This is a genomic window from Microcystis sp. CS-574 (assembly GCF_028329095.1).
Lineage (GTDB): Bacteria > Cyanobacteriota > Cyanobacteriia > Cyanobacteriales > Microcystaceae > Microcystis > Microcystis ichthyoblabe_A.
The window spans coordinates 18,246-40,555 of sequence record NZ_JAQMSY010000257.1 but is presented as its reverse complement, the minus strand read 5'-3'; the positions used below and the strand labels follow the sequence as shown (position 1 = coordinate 40,555).

Sequence of the window (22,310 nt, the reverse complement as noted above, 5' to 3'; positions counted from 1 at the left end):
CCGAATCCTGGATTAGCTGAAAGCTTGATCCTGTCCCGGGTTAAAACTTTCCTTCTCCCGTCCGAGTCCTGAGAAAATTCCCCTAACCCGAACTGACGTTATTGAGAGGAACTATTTCTTTTCAAGGCAATTGCCAATTGTCTCAGTCGTTCACTAACTTCTAAATTAAATTCTTGAGATTTCAAATTAGCGGGTAATTCTGCTACAAGCTGAGGATTCTCCTTATACCATTCGTTTTGGGCGACACCTGCCCATGTTCCTTCTTTTTCTCGAAAAATATCCACTAATCCTCTTAATTCTTGAATACAGTAGGACTCAAATCCTGCGGCTTCAAAAATACCATGGCGTAGATATTCTTCAAAAGCGTTAATATCATTAGTTACTTCAAAGGTAACAACCTCTCTGGGTGGGGTTAATTGGTCGGCTAAATCGATCCAATTAACCCCAACTGTATCTACCGTCATTCCGATAACGTTTTTGGCAATTTCTGTTACACCTAACACCTGTTGACGAAGATTAGGATCAAAGAGTAAATCAGAACCATACTTAACGTATTTTTTTAAGACTCTAAAAGCAGGTTCATCTCCTTGATAATAGTTATCAATCAGTTCCACATCAGCCCCTAAGGATTTGACAATTTGGCTGCGGGTATCACTGTTAACAGGACCGCGAATTAATGCTTCAGCAACGGGACGAGCAAATCTTAAAAATAACACTGATAAGCTATTTTCTAAGCGAGTTAAAAACTCCTGTTCTGAATAACAAATTAATCGTTCTTTTACTTGAGAACTTCCCCATAATAAGGAGGACATATAATCGACTAATTTTAAAGCTTCATCTTTTAATTCTGCCGCTAATTGTCGAGCAAGGGCATCCAAAAATTTTCTAACATCCCCATACAAGTTATCCCGCCAAGCATAATTAGCTTTTGCCTTGTCGAAGTCTGGAAAAGAATTTGCATCAAAAATAATTTCTTTTTTTCTTAAAGTTTCTTGTCTTAATTTTGCCATTTCACTGGCTAACAGTTGCCCATAGCGTTCTTTAAACTTTTCGATACTACTAGAAGATTCGTTATTAACTTTTTCTAAGGGTTTGTTAATGGCAGATGTTTCATAAAAGTTTTGTAAATCAGCTTTTATCTGTTCCCATTTTCTATGCCACCATAATGTCATGGGTTTTATGATCTACATTTTTTTTTAAATTATCAATCTGTTCTAATAGCCATTCAAACATTGAACATAACATTTCAGGTTCGCCCTGTTGCTGGAATTGATGAATCCAATTCTGTAAAAGAGTTTCAGTGCTTGGAATTTCTGCAATCATGCTTTCCTTTTTTTTCATCCATAGCCAGTGTTTAAAACTTCTGTAAGTACCAGAACTGATTTCAATATCAGACTCCAAATTAAAATCAAATTCCAGTTTTCTAGTAAATGTATTAAGTTCAGATTGTGGAAATTTTATAACAAAATTTGGTGCTTTTTCTTCAGCACCCTTTTCTATATGTTTAATATGAAATCTAAACAATTCAGATACAGATTCCTCTATTCTGTTAATCTCCTGAGCAGACACTCTCTTTAATATTTGCGATAATATGATAGTTAGATTAATTGATAAATTATTTAACTCTTTTTTAATTATTTGAAGACTTAATTTCTCTTTATCCCTTTTTTCTGTGATTAATAAACCATTTCTTGCATCTGAACCTGTATAGCCCAATTGAATCAGGATATCCAAGTTGTTTTTTAGCATATTAACCTGATTAACATTGGCCTTTTTAAAGTTGATATTGTCCAAATCAACTCTGCCATTATCTAAAGATTTAACTACTGCTTCTAAGACGTTTCTAATAACAGTCTTTAGTGCCTCTCTCCACTCAACTAAGGGAACTAATTTCTCTTGAATTTGGTCATAAGGGGGAGTAAATTGAAGTTCATTGATAGCCTCTCTTAAACTAGCTACTAAATTATCGGCTGTTTTGGTATCAATATCTAATTTTTCAAAAACGGCTAGGGGCTGTCTTAATTTGGCATTACTAGCTTGGAGAAAAGAATCAAGATTTTCTTTTGTTTGTGATAACAATTCAGATTCTTGCTGATAATTTTCTTCCGAACTGTTAAGAATTGCCGTAGTAGTTTGTACTGCCCATTGTGCAATACTATTTCCCGCCGCTACATTAAATTTTTCTATAGCTTGGGGAATAACTAATTTAGGAAAATGTTCTGCTATGTGCTTGCTTAGTTTCTTTTCAAATTCTTCTGCATAGGATTGTTTGAATAACTCTTTGGCAATTTGTTCTTGTTGAGAGATAGTCCATTGTTTAGCATCAAGACTTAAGTTTCCTCGCTTCATGATTTCCTTAATTAAAACTTGAAAGTTATCTATGGCTTGCTCATAGGGTTTTAATACTTTCTCAAGTCTAGTTTGATCATGCTCTGACCAATTTTCCTCTCTTGTAGGTAATTCCTCTAACAGATCCTGAAGCAATTTCTTATTATCCTGAATTTGTAAAGCCAATAAAGCTGGCCATGTACTCAGTTTTACAATTCTCAAATTTTCAATATCTTTTGTATATTCTCTTAAATTCTCGATCAGTTTTTCCTTAATGTTTTCAGTCGTTTCTTCAACAAACTCACTTTCACTTTCTTGCCAATCATCATCTGATCTGAATATATCAATCCGATTTAAAATAAATAGCATTCGTGCAGGAGAGCCGCCTAAATCTTTAACTTGATCAACAACTTCTGATAACAGATTATCAACTTTATAAGGGTCTGTTTCTGCGCTGTTATATGTTACTAAACATAAAGCTTCACGACATTGTTTGATAATCCCAATATTTCCCTCATCTCCTACATAAGATAACCCGGGTAAATCTAATAATTTAACTCTAACCCCTTTAGGCAATTCTAAGAAACTTTCATCTTTAACCAGTCTAAAAGGATAATAAATAATAGATCGAGGATAAGCTAAATCAGGTTGTTTTTTTCTGGCTTTAATATAAGCCTTCATTAACTGTTTTAAGCGACTATAAATATCTTCGTCGCTAATCTTTTCCCATTTCCCGCATTCCCACAACGCCCCCGGTGTTTTTTCAATAATTAAAGTCTTTTCTTCGCTATACTCAATGGTAACTGTTCCTGCACTCATTTCTCGCTGTGCCATCGGCACAATATCAGCACCACAGAGGAAATTAACTAGGGTACTCTTCCCACTGCTCGTCGTGCCAGTCGTCGCTAAAATCAGGGTAGGATGGCGCAATTCATTGATTAAAACTTCTAAAGCTTTCTCTAGATTACTAGAAAGTTCGTGGATTTCACCATGATAGGATTCAGGCAAATGCTGAATAATCTCCGTTTTGAAGTCACCCCAATAACCCGCTAGAAGGTTAGCTTTATTTTCCACTGCTTGGAAAACTTCGTAAGATTTTTGACCCATAATACTCTATCGTTGACAGAATAAGCCACAACTTCATTATAACGATAATTTTCTTTCTTGCCTTTAATTCTCCTATTCTAAACTGGTAAAAAATCAAAATCTATAATTTCTGCAAAGGTATAAGGACAAACTTGCGGAAACGTATCAACAGATAAACCAGTTTTTTTGATCACCGATCGCTTGGCTTTATCATAAATTATATCTAGCCTAGAATCCCCATAATTGTAGAGGGTTTTTGACTGGAATAAAATTTCTAGTTCTAGACGGAAATTATCGATTTCATCGGCCCATCCCCAGCCACAATTACCTTTTTCAGTCAGCCAATACTGATACATTAATAAATGTTTAACGGTTTGAATTAGATAGCTTTCCACTTTGTTTCTTTGTTCTCGCCCCAAATCTTCTATCTCCGTTAAAAGATGTTCCCAATCTAAATTTTTAATCTCCCCGCGTCGAATTTGTTCGGTGGTTCGCTCAATCCACAAAACAAAGTCCTGATCATAAAGTTGTTTTAATTCTTCCCACTGCATAGATTTTTGAGATTGAGCCGCGCTTTTATGATCAATCATAAACAAAACCCCCCACCAATGGGCGGGGGGTTTTTTAGTCACCTAATTCAAGGTTTAGCCGAACTTGCCAGCAGTGGAAGCGATCAAGAAGGCGGCGTAGGTGAAGATATAGCCAACGGTGAAGTGAGCTAAACCAACCAAACGAGCCTGAACGATCGAGAGAGCCACGGGTTTGTCTTTCCAACGAACGAGGTTCGCCAGAGGAGTGCGTTCGTGGGCCCAAACGATAGTTTCGATCAACTCTTGCCAGTAACCACGCCAAGAGATCAGGAACATGAAACCGGTTGCCCAAACGAGGTGTCCAAAGAGGAACATCCAGGCCCAGACAGAAAGGTTATTAACACCGTAGGGGTTGTAACCGTTGATTAACTGAGCCGAGTTAGCCCAGAGGTAATCGCGGAACCAGCCCATCAGGTAGGTGGAGTTTTCGTTAAACTGAGCCACGTTACCCGACCAGACACCGAGGTGTTTCCAGTGCCAGTAGAAGGTTAACCAACCCAAGGTGTTCAACATCCAGAACATGGCTAGGTAGAAGGAATCCCAAGCAGAGATGTCGCAAGTACCGCCACGGCCAGGACCGTCGCAAGGGAAGGAATACCCGAAGTCTTTTTTATCGGGCATTAATTTGGAACCACGAGCGTCTAAAGCACCTTTAACCAGGATTAGAACGGTGGTGTGTAAACCAAGAGCGATCGCATGGTGAACGAGGAAGTCGCCAGGACCGATGGTTAAGAATAAGGAGTTAGTGCCGCTATTGATTGCGTCTAACCAACCGGGTAACCAAACATCACCGTAGTTGGGATAGGCGGTGTAAGCGATACTATCGGGGTTAGACAACAGTACGTTCATGCCGTACAGGGTTTTACCCGAAGCTGCTTGCACGAATTGAGCAAACACAGGTTCGATCAGGATTTGTTTTTCGGGAGTACCGAAAGCGACGACCACATCGTTATGAACGTAGAGGCCGAGGGTGTGGAAACCTAAGAAAAGGGAAACCCAGCTTAGGTGAGAGATGATCGCTTCTTTATGCTCCAGCATCCGCGCCAGCACGTTATCTTTGTTCGCTTCGGGATCATAGTCACGCACGAAGAAGATAGCACCGTGAGCGAAAGCACCCACCGCTAGGAAACCAGCGATGTATTGGTGGTGCGTATAAAGAGCCGCTTGGGTGGTGTAGTCCTTAGCGATAAAGGCATAAGGGGGTAGCGCGTACATATGCTGCGCCACCAGAGAGGTGATCACGCCTAAAGAAGCGAGAGCCAAACCGAGTTGGAAGTGGAGAGAGTTGTTAACCGTGTCATAAAGATTTTTGTGACCGGCTCCTAACTTACCACTGGGGGGTCTGTGTGCATTGAGGATGTCCTTGATGCTGTGACCGATGCCCCAGTTGGTGCGGTACATATGACCAGCCACAATGAAGATCACAGCGATCGCCAAGTGGTGATGAGCCATATCGGTTAACCAGAGGGACTCGGTTTGGGGATGGAAACCACCTAAGAAGGTGAGGATCGCAGTTCCCGCGCCTTGGGCAGTACCGAAAATGTGGTTAGCAGTATCGGGGTTTTCCGCATACACACTCCAGTCACCGGTGAAGAAGGGTAGTAAACCCGCCGGGTGGGGGGGAGTGGAGAGGAAGTTGTCCCAACCAACGTGCTGACCGCGGGATTCGGGGATAGCAACGTGAACGAGGTGTCCGGTCCAAGCCAGAGAGCTAACACCGAACAGAGCGGCGAGGTGGTGGTTCAGGCGAGATTCAGCGTTTTTGAACCAAGCGAGGCTAGGACGGAACTTAGGTTGTAAGTGTAACCAGCCAGCAAAGAGGAAAATCGCCGAGAGAATCAGCAGGAACACCGCACCTTGGTATAGGTCTTGGTTGGAGGTCATACCGATGGTGTAGAACCAGTGGTAAACCCCGGAATAGGCGATGTTAACAGGGTTAGAAGCGCCAGCTTGGGTGAAGGCATCTACAGCGCCTTTACCGAACTGGGGATCCCAAATCGCGTGGGCGATGGGACGGATATTTAAGGGATCTTTGATCCACTGCTCGAAGTTACCTTGCCAAGCGACGTGGAATATAGTGCCGGAAGTCCACAGGAAAATGATTGCAATGTGGCCGAAGTGCGACGCGAAAATCTTTTGGTAGAGATTCTCTTCCGTCATGCCATCATGACTTTCAAAATCGTGGGCTGTGGCGATCCCGTACCAAATCCGACGGGTGGTCGGATCTTGGGCTAGATCTTGGCTAAATTTAGGGAATTTAGTTGCCATAGCTGTTTAGGAAATTCTCCTCTCTAAATAACTGAGGCTCTTACACGAGTGCTGGTTATTTCCTTTTTTCAATTCACCCACTGTAATAGGAAACGCTTACAGAGGTATCGGTCAATCGACGCTGGTTCAGCCTAGTCTTGCCAATCCCCGGGGGACTGGCAAGCCCTTATAGGCAAGTTTAGCCAATCGAGAGACTTCTGGCCAAGAAGAATGCCCAAGTGGTGACAATACCGCCTAAGAGGTAGTGAGCCACACCAACGGCACGACCTTGAATGATGCTCAGGGCGCGAGGTTGGATAGCGGGGGCAACTCTTAACTTGTTGTGCGCCCAGACGATCGACTCGATTAATTCTTGCCAGTAGCCGCGACCACTGAACAGGAACATCAAGCTAAACGCGAAGACGAAGTGACCGGCTAGGAACATGATTCCGTAGGCAGACAGGGCGGAGCCATAGGAATTAATGACTTGCGCCGCTTGCGCCCAGAGGAAATCCCGTAACCAACCGTTGATGGTGATGGCACTTTGGGCGAAGTTACCGAGGGTAACGTGGGTGACAGTGCCATCGGGGGCGACGGTTCCCCAGACATCGGACTGCATTTTCCAGCTAAAGTGGAAGATTACGACCGAGATGGAGTTGTACATCCAGAACAGGCCGAGGAAGACGTGATCCCAACCCGAAACTTGGCAGGTACCGCCGCGACCGGGACCATCGCAGGGGAAACGGAAACCGAGATTCGCTTTATCGGGAATCAGACGGGAACCACGAGCGTAGAGAACCCCTTTGAGGAGAATCAACACGGTGACATGGATGGTGAAGGCGTGGATGTGATGCACGAGGAAATCGGCAGTACCGAGAGTGATCGGCATCATGGCCACTTTGCCACCCACTGCTACCACGTCGCCACCGAAAGCATAACTAGCGGTAGTGAGAGCGTTAGGAGCGGTGTTGCCGGGGGCTAGGGTGTGGAGACTTTGTACCCATTGGGCAAAGATGGGTTGTAGTTGAATTCCCGTATCCGAGAACATATCTTGGGGACGACCAAAAGCCCGCATGGTGTCGTTGTGAATGTATAAACCGAAGCTATGGAAGCCGAGGAAAATACATACCCAGTTCAGGTGGGAGATAATTGCGTCGCGATGACGGATCACCCGATCGAGCAGGTTATCCACGTTTTTGGCTGGATCGTAGTCGCGCACCATGAAGATCGCTCCGTGCGCTCCCGCACCGACGATTAAGAAGCCACCGATCCAAGTGTGGTGAGTGAACAAGGATAGTTGGGTGGCGTAGTCAGTCGCCTGATAGGGATAGGGCGGCATGGCGTACATATGGTGGGCCACGATGATGGTTAGCGAACCTAAGAGAGCCAGGTTAATCGCTAACTGGGCGTGCCAAGAGGTGGTCAGGATTTCGTACAGTCCTTTGTGACCTTGACCGGTGAAGGGACCTTTGTGGTTTTCGAGGATTTCCTTCATGCTGTGACCGATACCCCAGTTGGTACGGTACATATGACCAGCAATGATGAACAATACAGCGATCGCCAAGTGATGGTGAGCGGTATCGGAAAGCCAGAGACCACCGGTCACGGGGTTCAAGCCACCTTTGAAGGTGAGGAAATCCGAGTAAGCACCCCAGTTAAGGGTAAAGAAGGGGGTCAAACCCTGGGCGAAACTGGGATATAAATCCGCCATCTTGCTCGGTTCGAGAATGAACTCGTGGGGCAAGGGGATGTCTTGGGGAGCGACTCCCGCATCGAGGAGTTTGTTCACCGGTAAAGAAACGTGAATCTGATGACCAGCCCAACCTAGGGAACCTAAGCCGAGTAAACCCGCCAAGTGGTGGTTCATCATCGATTCCACGTTTTGGAACCATTCCAGTTTCGGTGCGCTTTTGTGGTAATGGAACCAACCAGCAAACAGCATCAGGCCCGCCATCACTAAACCACCGATAGCGGTGCAGTATAGCTGATAGCTGTTGGTGAACCCGGAGGCGCGCCAGAGGTAGAACAGACCAGAGGTGATCTGAATACCGTGGAAACCGCCGCCCACATCGCCGTTGAGGATGCCTTGACCGACGATCGGCCAGACCACTTGGGCGCTGGGTTTGATGGCGAGCGGGTTGGTTAACCAAGCTTCATAGTTAGAAAATTTCGCGCCGTGGAAGTACATTCCACTTAGCCAAACGAAGACAACGGCGAGATGTCCGAAGTGGGCGCTGAAGATTTTCCGAGAAATATCTTCTAGATCGCTGGTTTGACTATCAAAATCGTGGACGTTGGCGTGTAGGTTCCAAATCCAGGTAGTGGTTTTGGGTCCTTTGGCTAAAGTGCGATCAAAATGCCCCGGTTGACCCCACTTCTCAAAGGAAGTAGGTACTGGGTCTTTATCTACAATCACTTTAGCTACCGCCTCTTTGGGGGGGAGTGCCATGAGGATTCTCCTCTCTCGACAATAGACTTAGCGTTTTATTTGAGGATAGATTTTTTAACCTAAAAAAGGCAAGTTGAAATCTGACCCACCTTTTGTTAATGTCGCTTGACTTTCCTCTTGGGTGAGATTCCAGTCGAAAGCATCAATAGTAGATGATAAGTCTTTGTTCTCTCCTCTGTTCGTTGTGCTTAACAATAATTAAAATTCTCTCAATCCTTGATAGGAGAGACATTTTCTGCTATGGACGGTCTTAGTCAGGGTCAGACCGGTAATTTTTCTTTACAAAAGTTTATTAATTGTCGCCCCAGAAGCCGATTTCACCTTTTTCTCCCTCACCAGACCATATAGAAAATTCAATAGATAGATTCTCAAAAAACAATCAAACAATTCTGTAAAATTGAGGCCATAACCTGATCTTCTCGCGCTTTTGCTGACACCAGAGCATTCAATGACTCTAGCAAAAATCAATGGTTTGTATAGATTTTGGCCTTGGCTCTAGGAGGAACGTGCTATCCCTACTACATAAATTAATCCCAGTCAAAACCCTTCGTATATGTCTTGTGATCGGTTTACTGACCATTCTGTTAACCGCCTGTGGCGATCGCTTGACAACCACCAATCTCCCCACTTCCGAAACCTCTAATCTTCCCGTCGTCCAAGGCCGCATTTCTGAGGTTGCTCCCCCGGCCCTAATTCAGGAACTGCGCCCCAGTTTAGAGCGTTACGCCCCCCAAGTAACGATTCTCAGCCCTCTGGCCGAACAGGTTTTCGATGACACCCAGGTGATAGTTAAACTACAAGTGTCAGATCTGCCAATTTTCCAAGACGATACCCTGAAATTAGGACCCCACTTGAGTCTAATTGTCGATAATGAACCAGCAGCAGCTATTTACGACCTCAAGCAACCGATTATCCTAGAAAATCTTGCCCCAGGTACTCATACCCTGCGCGTCTTGGCCCTGCGTCCTTGGCAGGAAAGTTTTAAAAATGATGGGGCATTTGCTGAAACAACCTTTCATATTCTGACAAAAACAGGCAAAAATGCCCCTGATCATAACTTACCCCTGTTAACCTACAGTAGTCCGCAAGGAATCTACGGTGCGGAACCGATCCTGCTCGATTTTTATCTGAGTAATGCTCCTCTACGTCTGTCCAATACTGCCAACGAAGATAATAATCTTCAAGATTGGCGCATTCGTGTCACTGTCAACGGTGAAAGTTTTCTGCTTGATACTTGGGAACCAATCTATCTCAAGGGTTTTGCCAAGGGCAATAACTGGGTACAACTAGAATTCATCGATGGTAAGGGAAATAAAATCGAAAACGAGTTTAATACCAGCGTGCGCGTGATTAGTTTTGATCCCTCTTACCAAGACGGTCTTAGTCAATTAGTCCGCGGCGATTTATCCCCTATAATTGCCCGTAGCATTGTTGATCCCAACTATAAAACCATTCCCAGTCCAGAGGAAGAAACCCCTGTTATCGAACCAGAAACCCCTGTTATTGAGGAGGAAAAAACTCCCATAGTTGAGGAAAACCCTGTTATTGAGGAAGAAACACCCGTTATTGAGCCAGAAAGCCCTGTAGTTGAGGAAAGCCCCGTAGTTGAGGAAAACCCTGTTATTGAGCAGGAAAAACCCGTTATTGAGCCAGAAAGCCCAATCGTGGAAGAAAACCCTGTTATTGAGCCAGAAAGCCCAATCGTGGAAGAAAAACCAGTAGAGACAGAAACAATCGAAAAGGTAGAGGAAACCCCTGAAGCGATCGAATCTCCCCTAACCACCATACCAGAGACAAAGGAGATTAACGAACCGGCCTCTGGGATTCAGCCTCCGCTAGAAGTGGAACCTATTCCCGAACCCCAGAACAATAGCGAGCAAAAAATCACCATTTTTGATCGCGTTCAACAAACCTTAAACCGCTTCCAGTTGGCCTCTTCCCCAGCAGAAAAAGATATCGAACTACCCACCCTCGATCCTGAATTATTCAGCAATGTCGAGCGGTCTTAGAGCCTAGCTTAATCCAGTTTTCAGGGGAAGTGGGGGGGTGGGGGTTTTTCAGTGAGCAGTAAACAGTAATCAGTAATCAGTGAAAAGAAAGCTCCCAAGTTTGGTTATATTGGAGTTAAAGTGATAAGCTTATCTTATCGAAAAAACGGCATAAGCCTTATGTCCCTACCATTAACATCGTGCCGGCTGTAGGGGCGCAAGGTGGTCAGTGAGTTTATCGAACTGCTTGCGCCCATTATGTGACATAGTGAACATTTTTCACCTGATGTCCAGAAGACACCGAAGTTTTCACCCAACACTGTCTGCTTAAAACTGCAATCTGATAACTGATAACTGAAACCTCCAACCGCTTGATCGAGAAATTATTAAACTAATATTTCGCAATATAGACAAAATTGGGAACTAGGTTATAATCTAAAACGTCTATAGACAATTTACTAACTTTTTGCTTGAGGTAATTGTGTTTAACAAAATTTCCCTTGTCGCTGGTTTTGCCGGTTTAGTTGCCCTAACTACCGTTGGTGCTGTACCCGTACAAGCAGGACCACAAAATAACGAAATCCTGATCAGTCAACTGCGCGGCCATAACACCTACAGAGGTGAGCCACAACTCAACCCCGGTGACTATGTACTAGGTCGCGTCCGGGGAACCGTGGGTGGCATTATGTCCATCCAATTGATCAGACCTGTAACAGTGGATGGCAAAGAAATTTTCAGTGGTGACTTTGCCGACGGAACCACCGCTCGTATTGTTGGGGATGCCACTGGTGGTGATGACGTGATTTTGCAAGTGGTAGATGGCAAATTAGTTTATGTGGGTAAAGCTCGTCCCTATTGGGTTTCCCGCTTGAAACTAAAATCAGAAATCGCCGTCAGTAGCACTCGCTCGCAACTTTTAAGAGAAATCAACGAAAAACAACCCGCTTGGGGACTTCCCGCTTTACCCCCGGAAACCAGAACCTTTACTGAAGTTGCTCCCCAACCTGCTCCCGAGCCTAGTGTATCTCCTATCCGCGGACTTTGGTAGTGGGAAGACATCAGCAGAAAATCTCTTGTCTTGAGACTGAGAAGGGTGAAAACTTTCCTCACAATCTAACCAATTTGGACTAAATAAATCCCTCTTTTTCAGATAAAAGGGGGATTATTATTGCTCTCTTAGGTTTGGTGGGTAAAATGTATTCTAAGATACAGTCCTGCTGGCGAGGGAGTGGAAGGAACCACTCCAGACACAGAGGACACAAAGATTGATCGCTTCTATAGTAAGTTAAACTGGTCGCAACGCGCTCGCTACGCGAGATCACGCAAAGAATTAAGAGAGCCATGACCGAATCCAGATAGGGAAATTTCCCGATATTCACTCCAGTTCAAAAGACTGATTATTAAATTTCAAAGTCCGACAATTCTCCGTCACCGTCCGCACCACATCATCGGGCGCACCATCGGGAATTTCGGCCTCGATCTCCAGTGTTACCTTAACCCTGGCCCCACTGAGTCGGGTGAGATGCTGGATTACCTCGTTAGTGATCGCTGGAGCGTCTCGATTGATCCGCAGGGGATCGATCGAGACAATGCCGTAAAACCTCCGCAGAACCGGCTTTTTCTCAACCAGATCATCGGGGGACTCTTTCGCAGTTAATCTAACACCAGAGGTTAAGTATAGCGGCCTATCGGGGTCACTAGAGATAACGGAATCAGTCTCGGCAGTGGTCGGGGGGTTAGCTGGTTTCTCGGCCTCTAGCTGCCCCATGGCTACATCAGGCTTAACCAGAAGGATGTGACTGCTGATACTCGGGTTAATATCCCGAAGGATGACAAGACCAGTATATCTTTGCTTCGCCTCATCCCAGCCCTCTGCATAACCGAAGTTTTCCTCTACGAGCGTAGAACGAACCCCCTCCCGCACAGCCTGAAGTAGAACATCCGGGTTCTTGAGACGGGGCAAGTAAAGATACTGCGCTAGGTACTCCCACAGACGTTTCAGATCGATGTGGTTAGTTGAACGCCACAGGTATTTGTCGAGGGCTTCCCTCCGCAGGTTGTCACCAGAGTAATGGGTAATCAGTTGCTCCTCATGAACCAGTTTGCGGCTGGCTCGATCGATAGGCGAATCGTCCCCCTGAGCGTTGGTATCAGTCCAGTGGATGCCTTTCTGGGGATCGGGTTGCTCTGGAACCAGCAGCCACTTATAGGTTTGGTTGAGGATCAGGCTTACCTCCTTGTCGGCTTGATCGCGCTTAGTGATCGCCTGTTTATTCTGAGAAACATCGAGATTGAGGGTTTCCTTATCCGCCACAATTGAATTCCAGGCAAGATATCCGGCGACGTTCTTCTCTAAGTTTTCCAAGTTCGACTTGTCAGGGGCAACAAATACAAGCGTATTCTTGTAATAGCGGGGGCTACCCCCTCTCTGATTGAGAATTTCCGCCACTAAACGCCGAGCGGGGCTATCTTCGGCGGATTTGCTGTGGGGTTGCCCAGGACCGAGAACTACAAGCCGCACCCCCAGATGAGGATCATCGGGAATATCAGCAGTAGATTCTGGGGCAATATGAATCGCTCCAAACTCTCCCCGCTGCTGGTCGGCCTTCAAGCGCCGGACGATTTCTTCTGTCACTTTATACCGCTCCTCAAAGAGCAGGTTTGCCCGATCTTGGGCGGTGCGGGTAACGTTGGGCTGGTTAGAAATCCAGTAACGGTTGCCATCGATGTAGAGGTAGGTGGCCCGATCTGTTAGCCGCCGTAGGGCATCACCAAAAGTGGCTACAGTCTCCCCCGGCTGCACGCAACCGAGTTTTATCCTCTTATCTTCTAGTCCTCGGTTAGCAGCCCGAATCGTGGGGGCCGAGCCAAGGTAAATAGTGCGCGTAACCCGACGGCAAGCAGAATAGCGTCCCAGGTTGGAATTTTGGCGATCGATGTCGAGGGGCAGAGAATTGGGGCCATCCACATCCTTTTCGATGATCGGAACCCAATTATCATCTAAGTAGCGGGTTAACTCTGATTGAACCTGAGCATCATCCATCGGGACGTGGGCCGGCATGATCAGGAGGCTCTTATCGTCCCGCTCCCAAAGGGAATGGATAACTTTCGCCATCAGGCGCAGCACGCCCCTGGTGCGTTGGAATTTATCGAGGGTTGACCAGTCGGAGTAGAGGCGATCAAAAAATTCCGGGTGAATGGGATAGGCTTCCCGCAGGCGGCGCCCGTAGTCAGCCTCCCGGCATTCGCTAGGAAACTCCTGGGCCTGGGTGCGATACATCTCGGAGAAGGCTTTGATAACCGCATCCCGTGCGACAAATAGTTGCGGGTCAGTAGTGGTCTGAAAGAGACGGCGGCGGACGATCTCGAAACTCTCCTCGGCACTAGCGGGTCGCCAAGGGGATTGGATGCGCCCGATCGCATTTTTAAGGCGGTCTAGGGACTCTGTGCCTCTCTCCCCGCCAATTTCGATGTCAGAGGAGGGGATGCTCACGACTAAAAGGGTGCGATCGGCATTCTTCGCTGATTCACTCAAGGTCTGCGCGAAGGTAAAGTGGGTATCAAAACTTCCTCCAGGCAAGTCTGCCCGTTCGTGAAGCTGGCGGGCGTAGGCAACCCACTCATCGATGAGAATCAAGCAAGGGGCATAGCGGTTAAAAAGTTCTTTGAGGACATCTCCGGGGTTGGTGGCTGTTTCATCAGCCTCTCGCACCATCTCATAGCCTTCTTTACCCCCCAACTGCCAGGCAATCTCTCCCCAAAGGGTATGAACCCGGACTCCATCTCGTTTTTTTTCCACCCTACCTGGAGATAGCTTATTGCCGACGATGACGACGGTGTTAACGTTTTTCGGTGGTTCGTTGACGGCTGCTGCTTGCAAGACTGGCTCCATACCGGGGAGGTCTTTCGTTTCCACGCCGAAGAAGAGGTGATACAGCGCCAGTATGGCGTGGGTCTTCCCACCACCGAAGTTGGTCTGGAGTTCGATAACCGGATCTCCTCCTGCTCCTGTAAGGCGAATGAGGGCATTGGTGAGGAGTTGCTTGAGTCCTTCGGTGAGGTAGGTACGCCCGAAAAATTCGTTCGGTAGGCGATACTCATCCGAACCTTGATCAAGATACACCTGCCAGAGGTCGGCGGCGAACTCGGCTTCCTGGTAGCGGCCCGAGGCTACATCGGGGTGGGGGGTGGCGATTTCCCGCCAGGGTTTCAATCCCGACATCGGTTGTCCCTCCGTCGGTGCGATCGCTTGGCGCCTTGTCTCTCGCCGGGCCTGTTCTTCAAAGCGAAGTCTGAGGATTTCTTGCTTCTGCTTCTCCACCTCTTGGGTGTCGGCGGAAACCGAACTCAGTAGGCGAGAGATGCTATCAAAAGCCCGGTAAGCATCGTCGAGGCTGAAAGCATCGTTATGGGCCCAGGCGTTGCGGACATCTCTTAGTTCACTGGCCAGAGAGCGATCGCTTCTGCCTAGGGTTTTCTTAAAAACTTCATTCCACTGCTCCCAGAGGACAATTAGCAGGGCCGAAACGTCTTCTTTGAGGACGGCATCACCTGTCCTGCGGATCGTGTAGTTCTCAGGGAGGCAACTTAAGGCCACGGCGACCCACTTCTGGCCGTAGCTTGCTTTCATTTCTCGTTCTATGAAGGGGTAGAGTCCCTCTCTGAGGAAATCTAGGGCGCGTCCGACTCGTTCACGATTGCTGATTGCCATGGGATTTGATGAGGAGTTATTTTTATAATGCCTCAATTTGGGAGAGATAACCACAAAGGCACAAAGGTCACAAAGTTTGGGGAACCACAAAGGCACAAAGGTCACGAAGGGGGATTTACCACAAAGGCACGGAGGTCACGGAGGGTTAGGTACTTGTGCTTGAGTGGTCTGTGGGGAGACGATTTCACCACAAAGAAACTCTATGCTGATTCCGTAGATGGTTAGGGCTTCGTAAAACTCGGCCCAGTCTGAATCCACAGCGTTGATAATGGGAGGGCAATCTTGTGCGGCGAGGGCAACAGCGACAAATTTTCGGTCTGATGGGTCGAATTTTTTTAATTGAGGATCATCAGGAAATTCTTGAAAGCTATTATCTTCTGAAGGATGAATCTTGACTTGTTGACAACGTTGAGAGTTTGTCTGATTAGTCAATACCCATTTGAGAAATGCGTCTCCTATTCCTGGTTGTCCTGTTTGATTTACTTTGTTTCTATATTCTTTTAAGATTAGCCATTGATTGTCTATCACAATGATTCCATTTTCTTTTATGTCTCTTAAATATTGTCCTGTCCTTAACTGACATTTAGGAGTAACTTGAGGACAATCTCTACCGTTAGCGGCGATTAAGACGTTTGTATCAATAATGGCTTTCATGGGTTTATTCACTAACTATCTGACGTTTCATAGCAGCTTCGGTCATGGCAAATAAATCTCCTATTTCATCACCAAAGAAATTTTCTGGCCAGTTGGCAATATTTCCAAAGTCGTCGATTTCTAAGGTGGTTAAACTAGAGCTTCCATCTTGCTTGGAATTACAGAAGTAAAGTTTAATGTCTTGAGGGCTTAATCCGTCTTTTTCTTCAGCAATACGACGCTGAAGACGACGCAGTAAATGTTCGCTATGACTCTCGACAATGATTTGAATTTTGCGAGTTTTAATAGCATCAATAAATACATCGGCAAGTCCAGCCTGTACGGAAGGATGCAGATGAATTTCTGGCTGTTCTAAAATGATTGTTGAGCCTTCTGGCGCATAATAACACAGAACCAAAACAGGTAAAACCTGAGAAACACCAAAGCCGACATCTGTTATTAAAACTTTTGCTGTATCGGGAAATCTTTGTACCAAAACTTCATAGTCTTTGCGATCTTTTGCAATTGCTTGCACCTGAAAACTATGAATTAGAGCTAATTCTTTTAGCCAGTAAGCAATGGTCTCTTGAATGGTTGATTGTTGAGAAGCTAGTAAGGCCGGAATAGCTAATTCTCCCCTACGACCAACATCTCGCGGTTTTTCTCCGGCCCAAGAGTAAATTCTTTTGGGGTATTCTCTCAGGGGACCAAGATAATAGATACTCTCAAATGCTTTTTCATAGGCTAGGGAAAAATCCGATAAAAAGCCTGTATTTTGAAAATAACTAATTGCTTGGTCAGGAAAACCATAGTTTTTTATTGGAACTGGGAGAGGCCAAGCTCTCCCCCTACTTCTTTTCGGTTGATATCCTTCTGATTGTAGTTCATATTCACAGGAGTCTTTTTCGGCATTTTTCTTGAATTTAAAGCTTATATTTTCTGAATTATAGTTAAAATTATAGCAAAAGTTTTCTAAAAATATTTGATTATCATTTAGCTTTATTTCTGAATAAAATTCCAGAGAGTTTAAGGAAAAAAGTACATCTTCTTGAGAGCTTTCGGGATTAAAAATATTTAATTCTTCTGATAAATCCCATTCTAATTTAAAAGAGATTACACTGGGGATAATGTGATTATAAGCAATATCATACAATGTCCCTAACTCAACATAACTTCTTTCATCCCCTGTGTTTAAGACTCTTTGGCGATCGCTAGACTCCACAGTTTGCTTGAGAAGTAAAAAGAATTGAATAATGCTGGATTTTCCAGAGCTATTATTACCAAAAAATCCTGTAAGAGAAGCTAAGGAAATGTCTCCTGTATCTTGCCATGATTTAAAGTTTTTAAACTTGATTGTTTTAAACATAATTACAATTTGAGATTAGAAACTTGTGGGGATTTGGGAGAGGGGGGATTTTGAACCACAAAGGCACAAAGGTCACAAAGTTTGGGGAACCACAAAGGCACAAAGGTCACAAAGTTTGGGGAACCACAAAGGCACGGAGGTCACAAAGATTAGGTAGATGGTGTCCATAGCTCAATGTTTTTAAACCAAGTTAAGTCTCTGTAATCGAGAGTCCAGATTAGGGCGTTAAATTTTTGAGCAATGACTACCACTGAAGCATCTTCTAGACTACCCTGCCAATTGGTCATTTGTATGACTAAATCAAATGTAGTCTGCATGGTTTCCATTTCAAGCGGCACGATTGTGGTCTCTTCTTTAATTATAGTTAATGCCTTTTGCGCTACTTGTGGACATTGTTCCCTAGCTACGAATTTATAAACCTCGAACAAGATGGGTAAAGGGGTTAAAACTGCGCCAAATTCCTGCGGTAGTTGTGCAAACCCCTTTATCGCTTCCTTGTGGTAATTATCTTGGCTCGATAACAGGGCAATAAGTGGCCCAGCATCAAGGACTAATCGTCTCATGTCAAATAATCTTCGTTAACGGAGGCATCTGGTGGGGCATTCTCGACAATTCCCGCTAGTTCTAGAAGTCTAGAGGTATCTTTGGGAATTAGTTTGATTTCTAGGGCTTCTTGAACTACACTTAACGGGGTTTCTTCGGGATGCTCTTTTAAGTAGTTATTGAGACGTTTTGCTAAGTTATCGGGAACTTCAATGGTTAGTTTCATGGGGGTTACTACTTGATTTTAAAACTCTGTGTTCTCTGTGTCTCTGTGGTTTAAATTCACCACAAAGGCACAAAGGTCACAAAGAAAAGGATAGTTGTTCGGGAGAGGGTTTATATTCGTTGGCTAGACGGGTGATTTCTGGCCAAGAGGTGACTAGGCTATTGTAAGCTATGGCTTCTTGGGTCCAACCTTTTCTGTCGCAGAGGCTATAAAGTCTATAGGCGAGTTCTTTGGCTAAATCGGCTTTGTTTCCTAGTTTAGCCAAGAGTTCTGCGGCTCCGGTTTCGCCGTTTTTATCGAGGGTATGGATGAGGTGTTGGGTGATTTCCCAGATGGGTGTCCGCTCATCTTTTTCTGGCTTCCAATCGGTTTTAAGATCTTCACGTTTGAGTAGTCGCACTTTACCTGCTTTTGCTTCTAGTATGCCAGCTTCAACCATGCCCTGAATACTGGTGTTTTTGGCTTTGGAGAGGGTTTCTGCATCGCCATATAGTGCTTCGTTGAATTGGTACTGCTCGAACCAAGTGAGCGCCCAACGGGTATCACTATCAAATTCTCCTTCTTGTTCGGTGAGAAATTCGTCGAGAATCTGGTTAATCAGTTGCAGGGCCGTACGAACACCCATGGAAGTGCCGTTAGATTCGAGGATAGCGGCGTATTTGGAGTAGATTGCCATCCCGGGCCCAATACTGGCTTGGGCGAGGTCAACGGGGGCAATATTGCCCTGTTGCAGCAGTTTTAGGGCTTGGGGAAGGTCACGCTTCAGTTCGTTGAGGAATTGCCGGCGGCTGGCTTTGGGTGCGTCGGCGGGACGGGGACGACACACGAGGACTATAGATGAGGCGAGGGCGTTAGAGTTGATATTACGGGTTCTAGCTTCTCTTTCTGTTCGGAGAGGCCATGTTCCGTCAATACTAAAATTAGCTTGTATTAAACCTTCTAAAATTGTTTCCCAACCTGTAGAAGAGACGTTCTGCTGATCATCAGTTTCAGTTTGCTTGAGCGCATAGTAGATTGTGACGGGATAATCTTGATAGTTGATTTGATTGACTCGTTTAAAAACTTGAATAAGACTATCTTCAAAAAATTGTTTTGCCTTCTCCTTGCTTCCATGTCGAAAGTGATCGGCAACCATTTCTTGAGTTTTAGGAACTAATAACGTATTAAAAATCTCTGGATAAATTGAACCTATAGACCGACGCATCCAAACATAAAAGAAATCAGATAAGTCTGCATAGGGTATAGCATCATAATAAGGGGGGTCTGAGGAAATCAATTTAGCTATTGAATCATTTTTATGATTTTTAGTAGCATCGAGTTGAATAACTTGTCCTGGAGCGGAACAAGAGGATTTTTTAATAACTTCAACTATCCAATCAATTGCACCATTAAAATTGCCCGTCGAGTCACTCATGGGATTTGCTTCGGCAAAATCCCATGACATTGGTATAGCTTGACGAGCAAACGTATTACGCAGACCATCCCTGCTTATATTCCACGAACAAATAGTTGAGCAAACATCTGATACGCGGTCCACCGCAAAAGCCAAATAAGTCGCCACTGCATCCGCATAAGCCGTCGCACCTATTCCCCCATCATTAAGAGATAAATCATCATCAGGGATTCCTGCGGCTACTGCATCAGCTTTAATCTTTTCTCTGGCTTCACTAACTAAATCGCTAAAAGTAGTGAGGGCGACGAGTTGACGGGGAGTGAATAAATCGGCGTGTTTCGTCATGCCATAGAGGGGAACATTGACTGCGGCTTTGCCAATTAATTCAGTATCAGGTTTCCATTCAGGTTGTGCTTTTTTAGCGATATATTCCTGTTCCTCATCAGGAGAAAGATAAACCCTTCCCCCTTGTCCTTCAGCGACAATGGCCATTAACTGAGAATCCATCCGGCCTGCCTTACCTTCCCTACGGATATGATCAAAAGGAACAGGAGTATTACAAGCGATACAAACTGCACCCTTGCGGTTCACCGTCCCATCTGGGGCCGTACCCTTACCCGTTTTGACCTCAAAGCGGATTTTGGGTGACACCCCAGAGACACCAAAATCATCCCCCTTTGTGTCCTCTGTGCCTTTGTGGTTAAAATCCCCCTCTGTGCCTTTGTGGTTAAAATCCCCCACAAAAGGCTCAACCCAAGCCTCCTTACCCTTCTTCGTCGAAAGCGAGAACTTATTAACCAAAGGCATCTGACAGCCACAGGCCGGATTAGGACACTTCACCGTCCTGGCCCAAAGCCAAGCAATCACCTTAGTGTCCTTTGTGCCTTTGTGGTTGGTTTCCACCATCGGATAAAGAAACCCAATCCTTTTAAAAGCCTCATCCCGCATCCACTGACCGTAATAGCGCACATCTGCGGCCAATCCCTGGGCCCCTTCCCAGGAAGAAATCTTTTGTTTTTGGCGAGAATCGGGATTAACCGGCGGTTTATCCTTAAACTTGGGCGGAATCTCGATCAAAGCCTTAGTAATCAACACCGCCACCGGATTGAGGTCACTACCGTGGGCCTGCAACCCCAAGCGCTGGGCCTCCAAAGGAATGGAACCACCACCACAAAACGGGTCATAGGCGGGGGGGGCATATTTAGCGATATAGTCCTGTATAGCATCAGGTTTAGTGGGGGGTTCTTCCCCACGTTCCCAAGCCAAACAGCGAGCAATTTCTCGTTGTGCTTCTAGCAATACTGCTGAGTTAGGCTGGTTAATCTCATCCCAAGATACCAACCCTCTAACCACCTGCTTAGTGTTGCCTTTTTTGTCCTTTTCAAGCTCAATCCTACCCAAAATATCAAACAATCGCTGCCGTTCCCGATTCTGTGCTTCTTCCGTGGGAAATTTCTCTGGCCAACTGGAAGGATCATCCACCAAAGAAGCCCATAAAACCGCCCTAGTTGTAGCTAAAGGTTTCCGGGACCACCAAAGATGTAGAGTAGAGGGATGACCATGGCGAATCGATTTTTCCCGTGCCGATTCGACGTTAATGGCTTCTAGGGGTAGGGCCACTTCAATGAGTTTTTTACGGTAGGTCATGGGAGATAAAAGAACCACAAAGGCACAAAGGACACGAAGGTTTAGTTGAGCTTAAGTAATTGTTTGAGAGCTTTCTCTACAATACTTCGATCGGTCATAAATCACTGTAGGCACATTCATCAGCCTCTGACTCCCATTCACTCAACATAGATGAAATTCCCTTGAGATATTCCCTATCCGCAGGCTCAAGAGGTTCGTCGTATCGAGAGGGTTCTTTTTCGCGTAACGGATATAAATTAGACGCTGATTTATTAGTAATAATTTTATCTTGCTGAGTTTTGGGATGCGATCGTAGCTGACTAACCTGATGCTCTAAAATTAATTGTTCTAGCCGTGCTGTGAGACGTGAGCTACTGTCAACCCACCAGAGCCAAATATGAGTGTCCAAAATAATCATTTTAGAACTTCCCAGTCTTCTGGTGGAATAGCTGGTTCAAAGGGATCATCATAACGAAGGACAGAACCTTTCAAGGAATGTATTAGTTTTTCCTGACTAGATGATGACGATGTTTTAGATTGCTCTAAAATAATAATTTCCACCGCATCTCCAGCCTGAAAAGGTAATTCTTTCAATAATACCGTCCCATCTTCAGTTAAAACTGTTTGTATTTTGTAAGTATTCATAATTGAGACTCTTGGGATAAAGAACCACAAAGGCACAAAGGACACAAAGATTAATTATTGACAAGGCGTTTGATGCCTTGTTTGAGAACGGGAACGTTAAAATTAATCAGTAATCCTAGCCAAAGCCGGCGTAATTTGAGATAGGTTAACAACTGGGCCTCGTGAATGGGGGTAAGTTGTTCAACAGTTTTCAGTTCGACAATAACCAGATTTTCCACCAATAGATCGAGACGATAACCACAATCAAGTTTAACACCGCGATAAATCACTGATTGAGGAACTTGACGCTCCACCGCTATCCCCCTATCCAATAACTCGTACTCTAAACAGGCCTCATAGGCTCACTCCAATAGTCCTGGACCCAACTCCCGATGAACAGCGATCGCCGCCCCAATAATCTCCTTAGATAAATCATTAGCCCTCTCATCCATAACCTTAGTGTCCTTTGTGCCTTTGTGGTTAATTCCCTTAGTGTCCTT

14 protein-coding genes and 2 pseudogenes are annotated in these 22,310 nt (G+C 45.3%); 2 read left to right on the top strand and 14 right to left on the bottom strand.

All coding sequences use genetic code 11. From position 1 onward, the window contains the following. Positions 1 to 98: 98 nt before the first annotated feature. The 5 genes and pseudogenes from PN470_RS21225 to psaA all read right to left on the bottom strand — a co-directional run. Positions 99 to 1,163, bottom strand: a pseudogene (locus PN470_RS21225) (dynamin family protein); the annotation flags it as partial. Beyond that, positions 1,153 to 3,435, bottom strand: a complete 2,283-nt coding sequence (locus PN470_RS21220) for a dynamin family protein (RefSeq protein ID WP_272105045.1) — start codon at positions 3,433 to 3,435, stop codon at positions 1,153 to 1,155. The pseudogene PN470_RS21225 and the gene PN470_RS21220, both read right to left, overlap by 11 nt. Before the next feature lie 77 nt (positions 3,436 to 3,512). Continuing rightward, positions 3,513 to 4,004, bottom strand: a complete 492-nt coding sequence (locus PN470_RS21215; protein WP_272105044.1) for a DUF29 domain-containing protein — start codon at positions 4,002 to 4,004, stop codon at positions 3,513 to 3,515. Positions 4,005 to 4,058: 54 nt separating this feature from the next. After that, the gene (gene psaB, locus PN470_RS21210; protein WP_002732591.1) at positions 4,059 to 6,272 is read right to left on the bottom strand and encodes a photosystem I core protein PsaB; all 2,214 of its coding nucleotides are present in this window, start codon (positions 6,270 to 6,272) and stop codon (positions 4,059 to 4,061) included. 178 nt (positions 6,273 to 6,450) lie between these two features. After that, positions 6,451 to 8,700 carry a photosystem I core protein PsaA gene (gene psaA, locus PN470_RS21205; protein WP_002734764.1) on the bottom strand — a complete coding sequence of 750 codons (2,250 nt, stop codon included), beginning with the start codon at positions 8,698 to 8,700 and terminating at the stop codon, positions 6,451 to 6,453. Between the two features lie 467 nt (positions 8,701 to 9,167). On the opposite strand from psaA, the gene PN470_RS21200 reads away from it, so the two are divergent. Both PN470_RS21200 and PN470_RS21195 read left to right on the top strand, forming a co-directional pair. Then, positions 9,168 to 10,709 carry a hypothetical protein gene (locus tag PN470_RS21200; protein ID WP_271935709.1) on the top strand — a complete coding sequence of 514 codons (1,542 nt, stop codon included), beginning with the start codon at positions 9,168 to 9,170 and terminating at the stop codon, positions 10,707 to 10,709. A 460-nt stretch (positions 10,710 to 11,169) separates the two neighbouring features. Then, complete coding sequence (locus PN470_RS21195) at positions 11,170 to 11,736, top strand: hypothetical protein (protein WP_002733715.1); 567 nt, start codon at positions 11,170 to 11,172, stop codon at positions 11,734 to 11,736. A gap of 327 nt (positions 11,737 to 12,063) precedes the next feature. Here the strand turns inward: PN470_RS21195 and PN470_RS21190 are convergent, their stop codons facing one another. The 9 genes and pseudogenes from PN470_RS21190 to PN470_RS21150 form a co-directional block, all read right to left on the bottom strand. Next, the gene (locus PN470_RS21190; protein ID WP_271935711.1) at positions 12,064 to 15,399 is read right to left on the bottom strand and encodes a Swt1 family HEPN domain-containing protein; all 3,336 of its coding nucleotides are present in this window, start codon (positions 15,397 to 15,399) and stop codon (positions 12,064 to 12,066) included. A 135-nt stretch (positions 15,400 to 15,534) separates the two neighbouring features. Then, positions 15,535 to 16,053, bottom strand: coding sequence for a hypothetical protein (locus PN470_RS21185; RefSeq protein ID WP_272105043.1), 519 nt, complete (start codon positions 16,051 to 16,053; stop codon positions 15,535 to 15,537). A 4-nt stretch (positions 16,054 to 16,057) separates the two neighbouring features. After that, positions 16,058 to 17,398 (bottom strand): AAA family ATPase, encoded by a 1,341-nt coding sequence (locus tag PN470_RS21180; protein ID WP_016515480.1) that lies wholly within the window; start codon positions 17,396 to 17,398, stop codon positions 16,058 to 16,060. Positions 17,399 to 17,547: 149 nt separating this feature from the next. After that, on the bottom strand, positions 17,548 to 17,961 hold the full coding sequence (locus tag PN470_RS21175; RefSeq protein WP_002777130.1) for a type II toxin-antitoxin system VapC family toxin: 414 nt from the start codon (positions 17,959 to 17,961) through the stop codon (positions 17,548 to 17,550). Next, positions 17,958 to 18,167: a hypothetical protein gene (locus PN470_RS21170; RefSeq protein ID WP_002754183.1), complete on the bottom strand. Its 210-nt coding sequence runs from the start codon at positions 18,165 to 18,167 to the stop codon at positions 17,958 to 17,960. Before PN470_RS21170 ends, PN470_RS21175 begins: the two co-directional genes overlap by 4 nt. 76 nt (positions 18,168 to 18,243) lie before the next feature. Beyond that, the gene (locus PN470_RS21165; protein WP_272105042.1) at positions 18,244 to 21,207 is read right to left on the bottom strand and encodes a DUF1156 domain-containing protein; all 2,964 of its coding nucleotides are present in this window, start codon (positions 21,205 to 21,207) and stop codon (positions 18,244 to 18,246) included. Positions 21,208 to 21,301: 94 nt separating this feature from the next. Beyond that, a complete protein-coding gene (locus tag PN470_RS21160; RefSeq protein WP_272105041.1) occupies positions 21,302 to 21,604 on the bottom strand; it encodes a hypothetical protein in 303 nt (100 codons plus the stop codon). Then, on the bottom strand, positions 21,601 to 21,831 hold the full coding sequence (locus PN470_RS21155; RefSeq protein WP_002754174.1) for a hypothetical protein: 231 nt from the start codon (positions 21,829 to 21,831) through the stop codon (positions 21,601 to 21,603). The genes PN470_RS21160 and PN470_RS21155 overlap by 4 nt, the downstream gene beginning before the upstream one ends. A gap of 50 nt (positions 21,832 to 21,881) precedes the next feature. Further along, positions 21,882 to 22,160, bottom strand: a pseudogene (locus PN470_RS21150) (GxxExxY protein); the annotation flags it as partial. Positions 22,161 to 22,310: the final 150 nt, after the last annotated feature.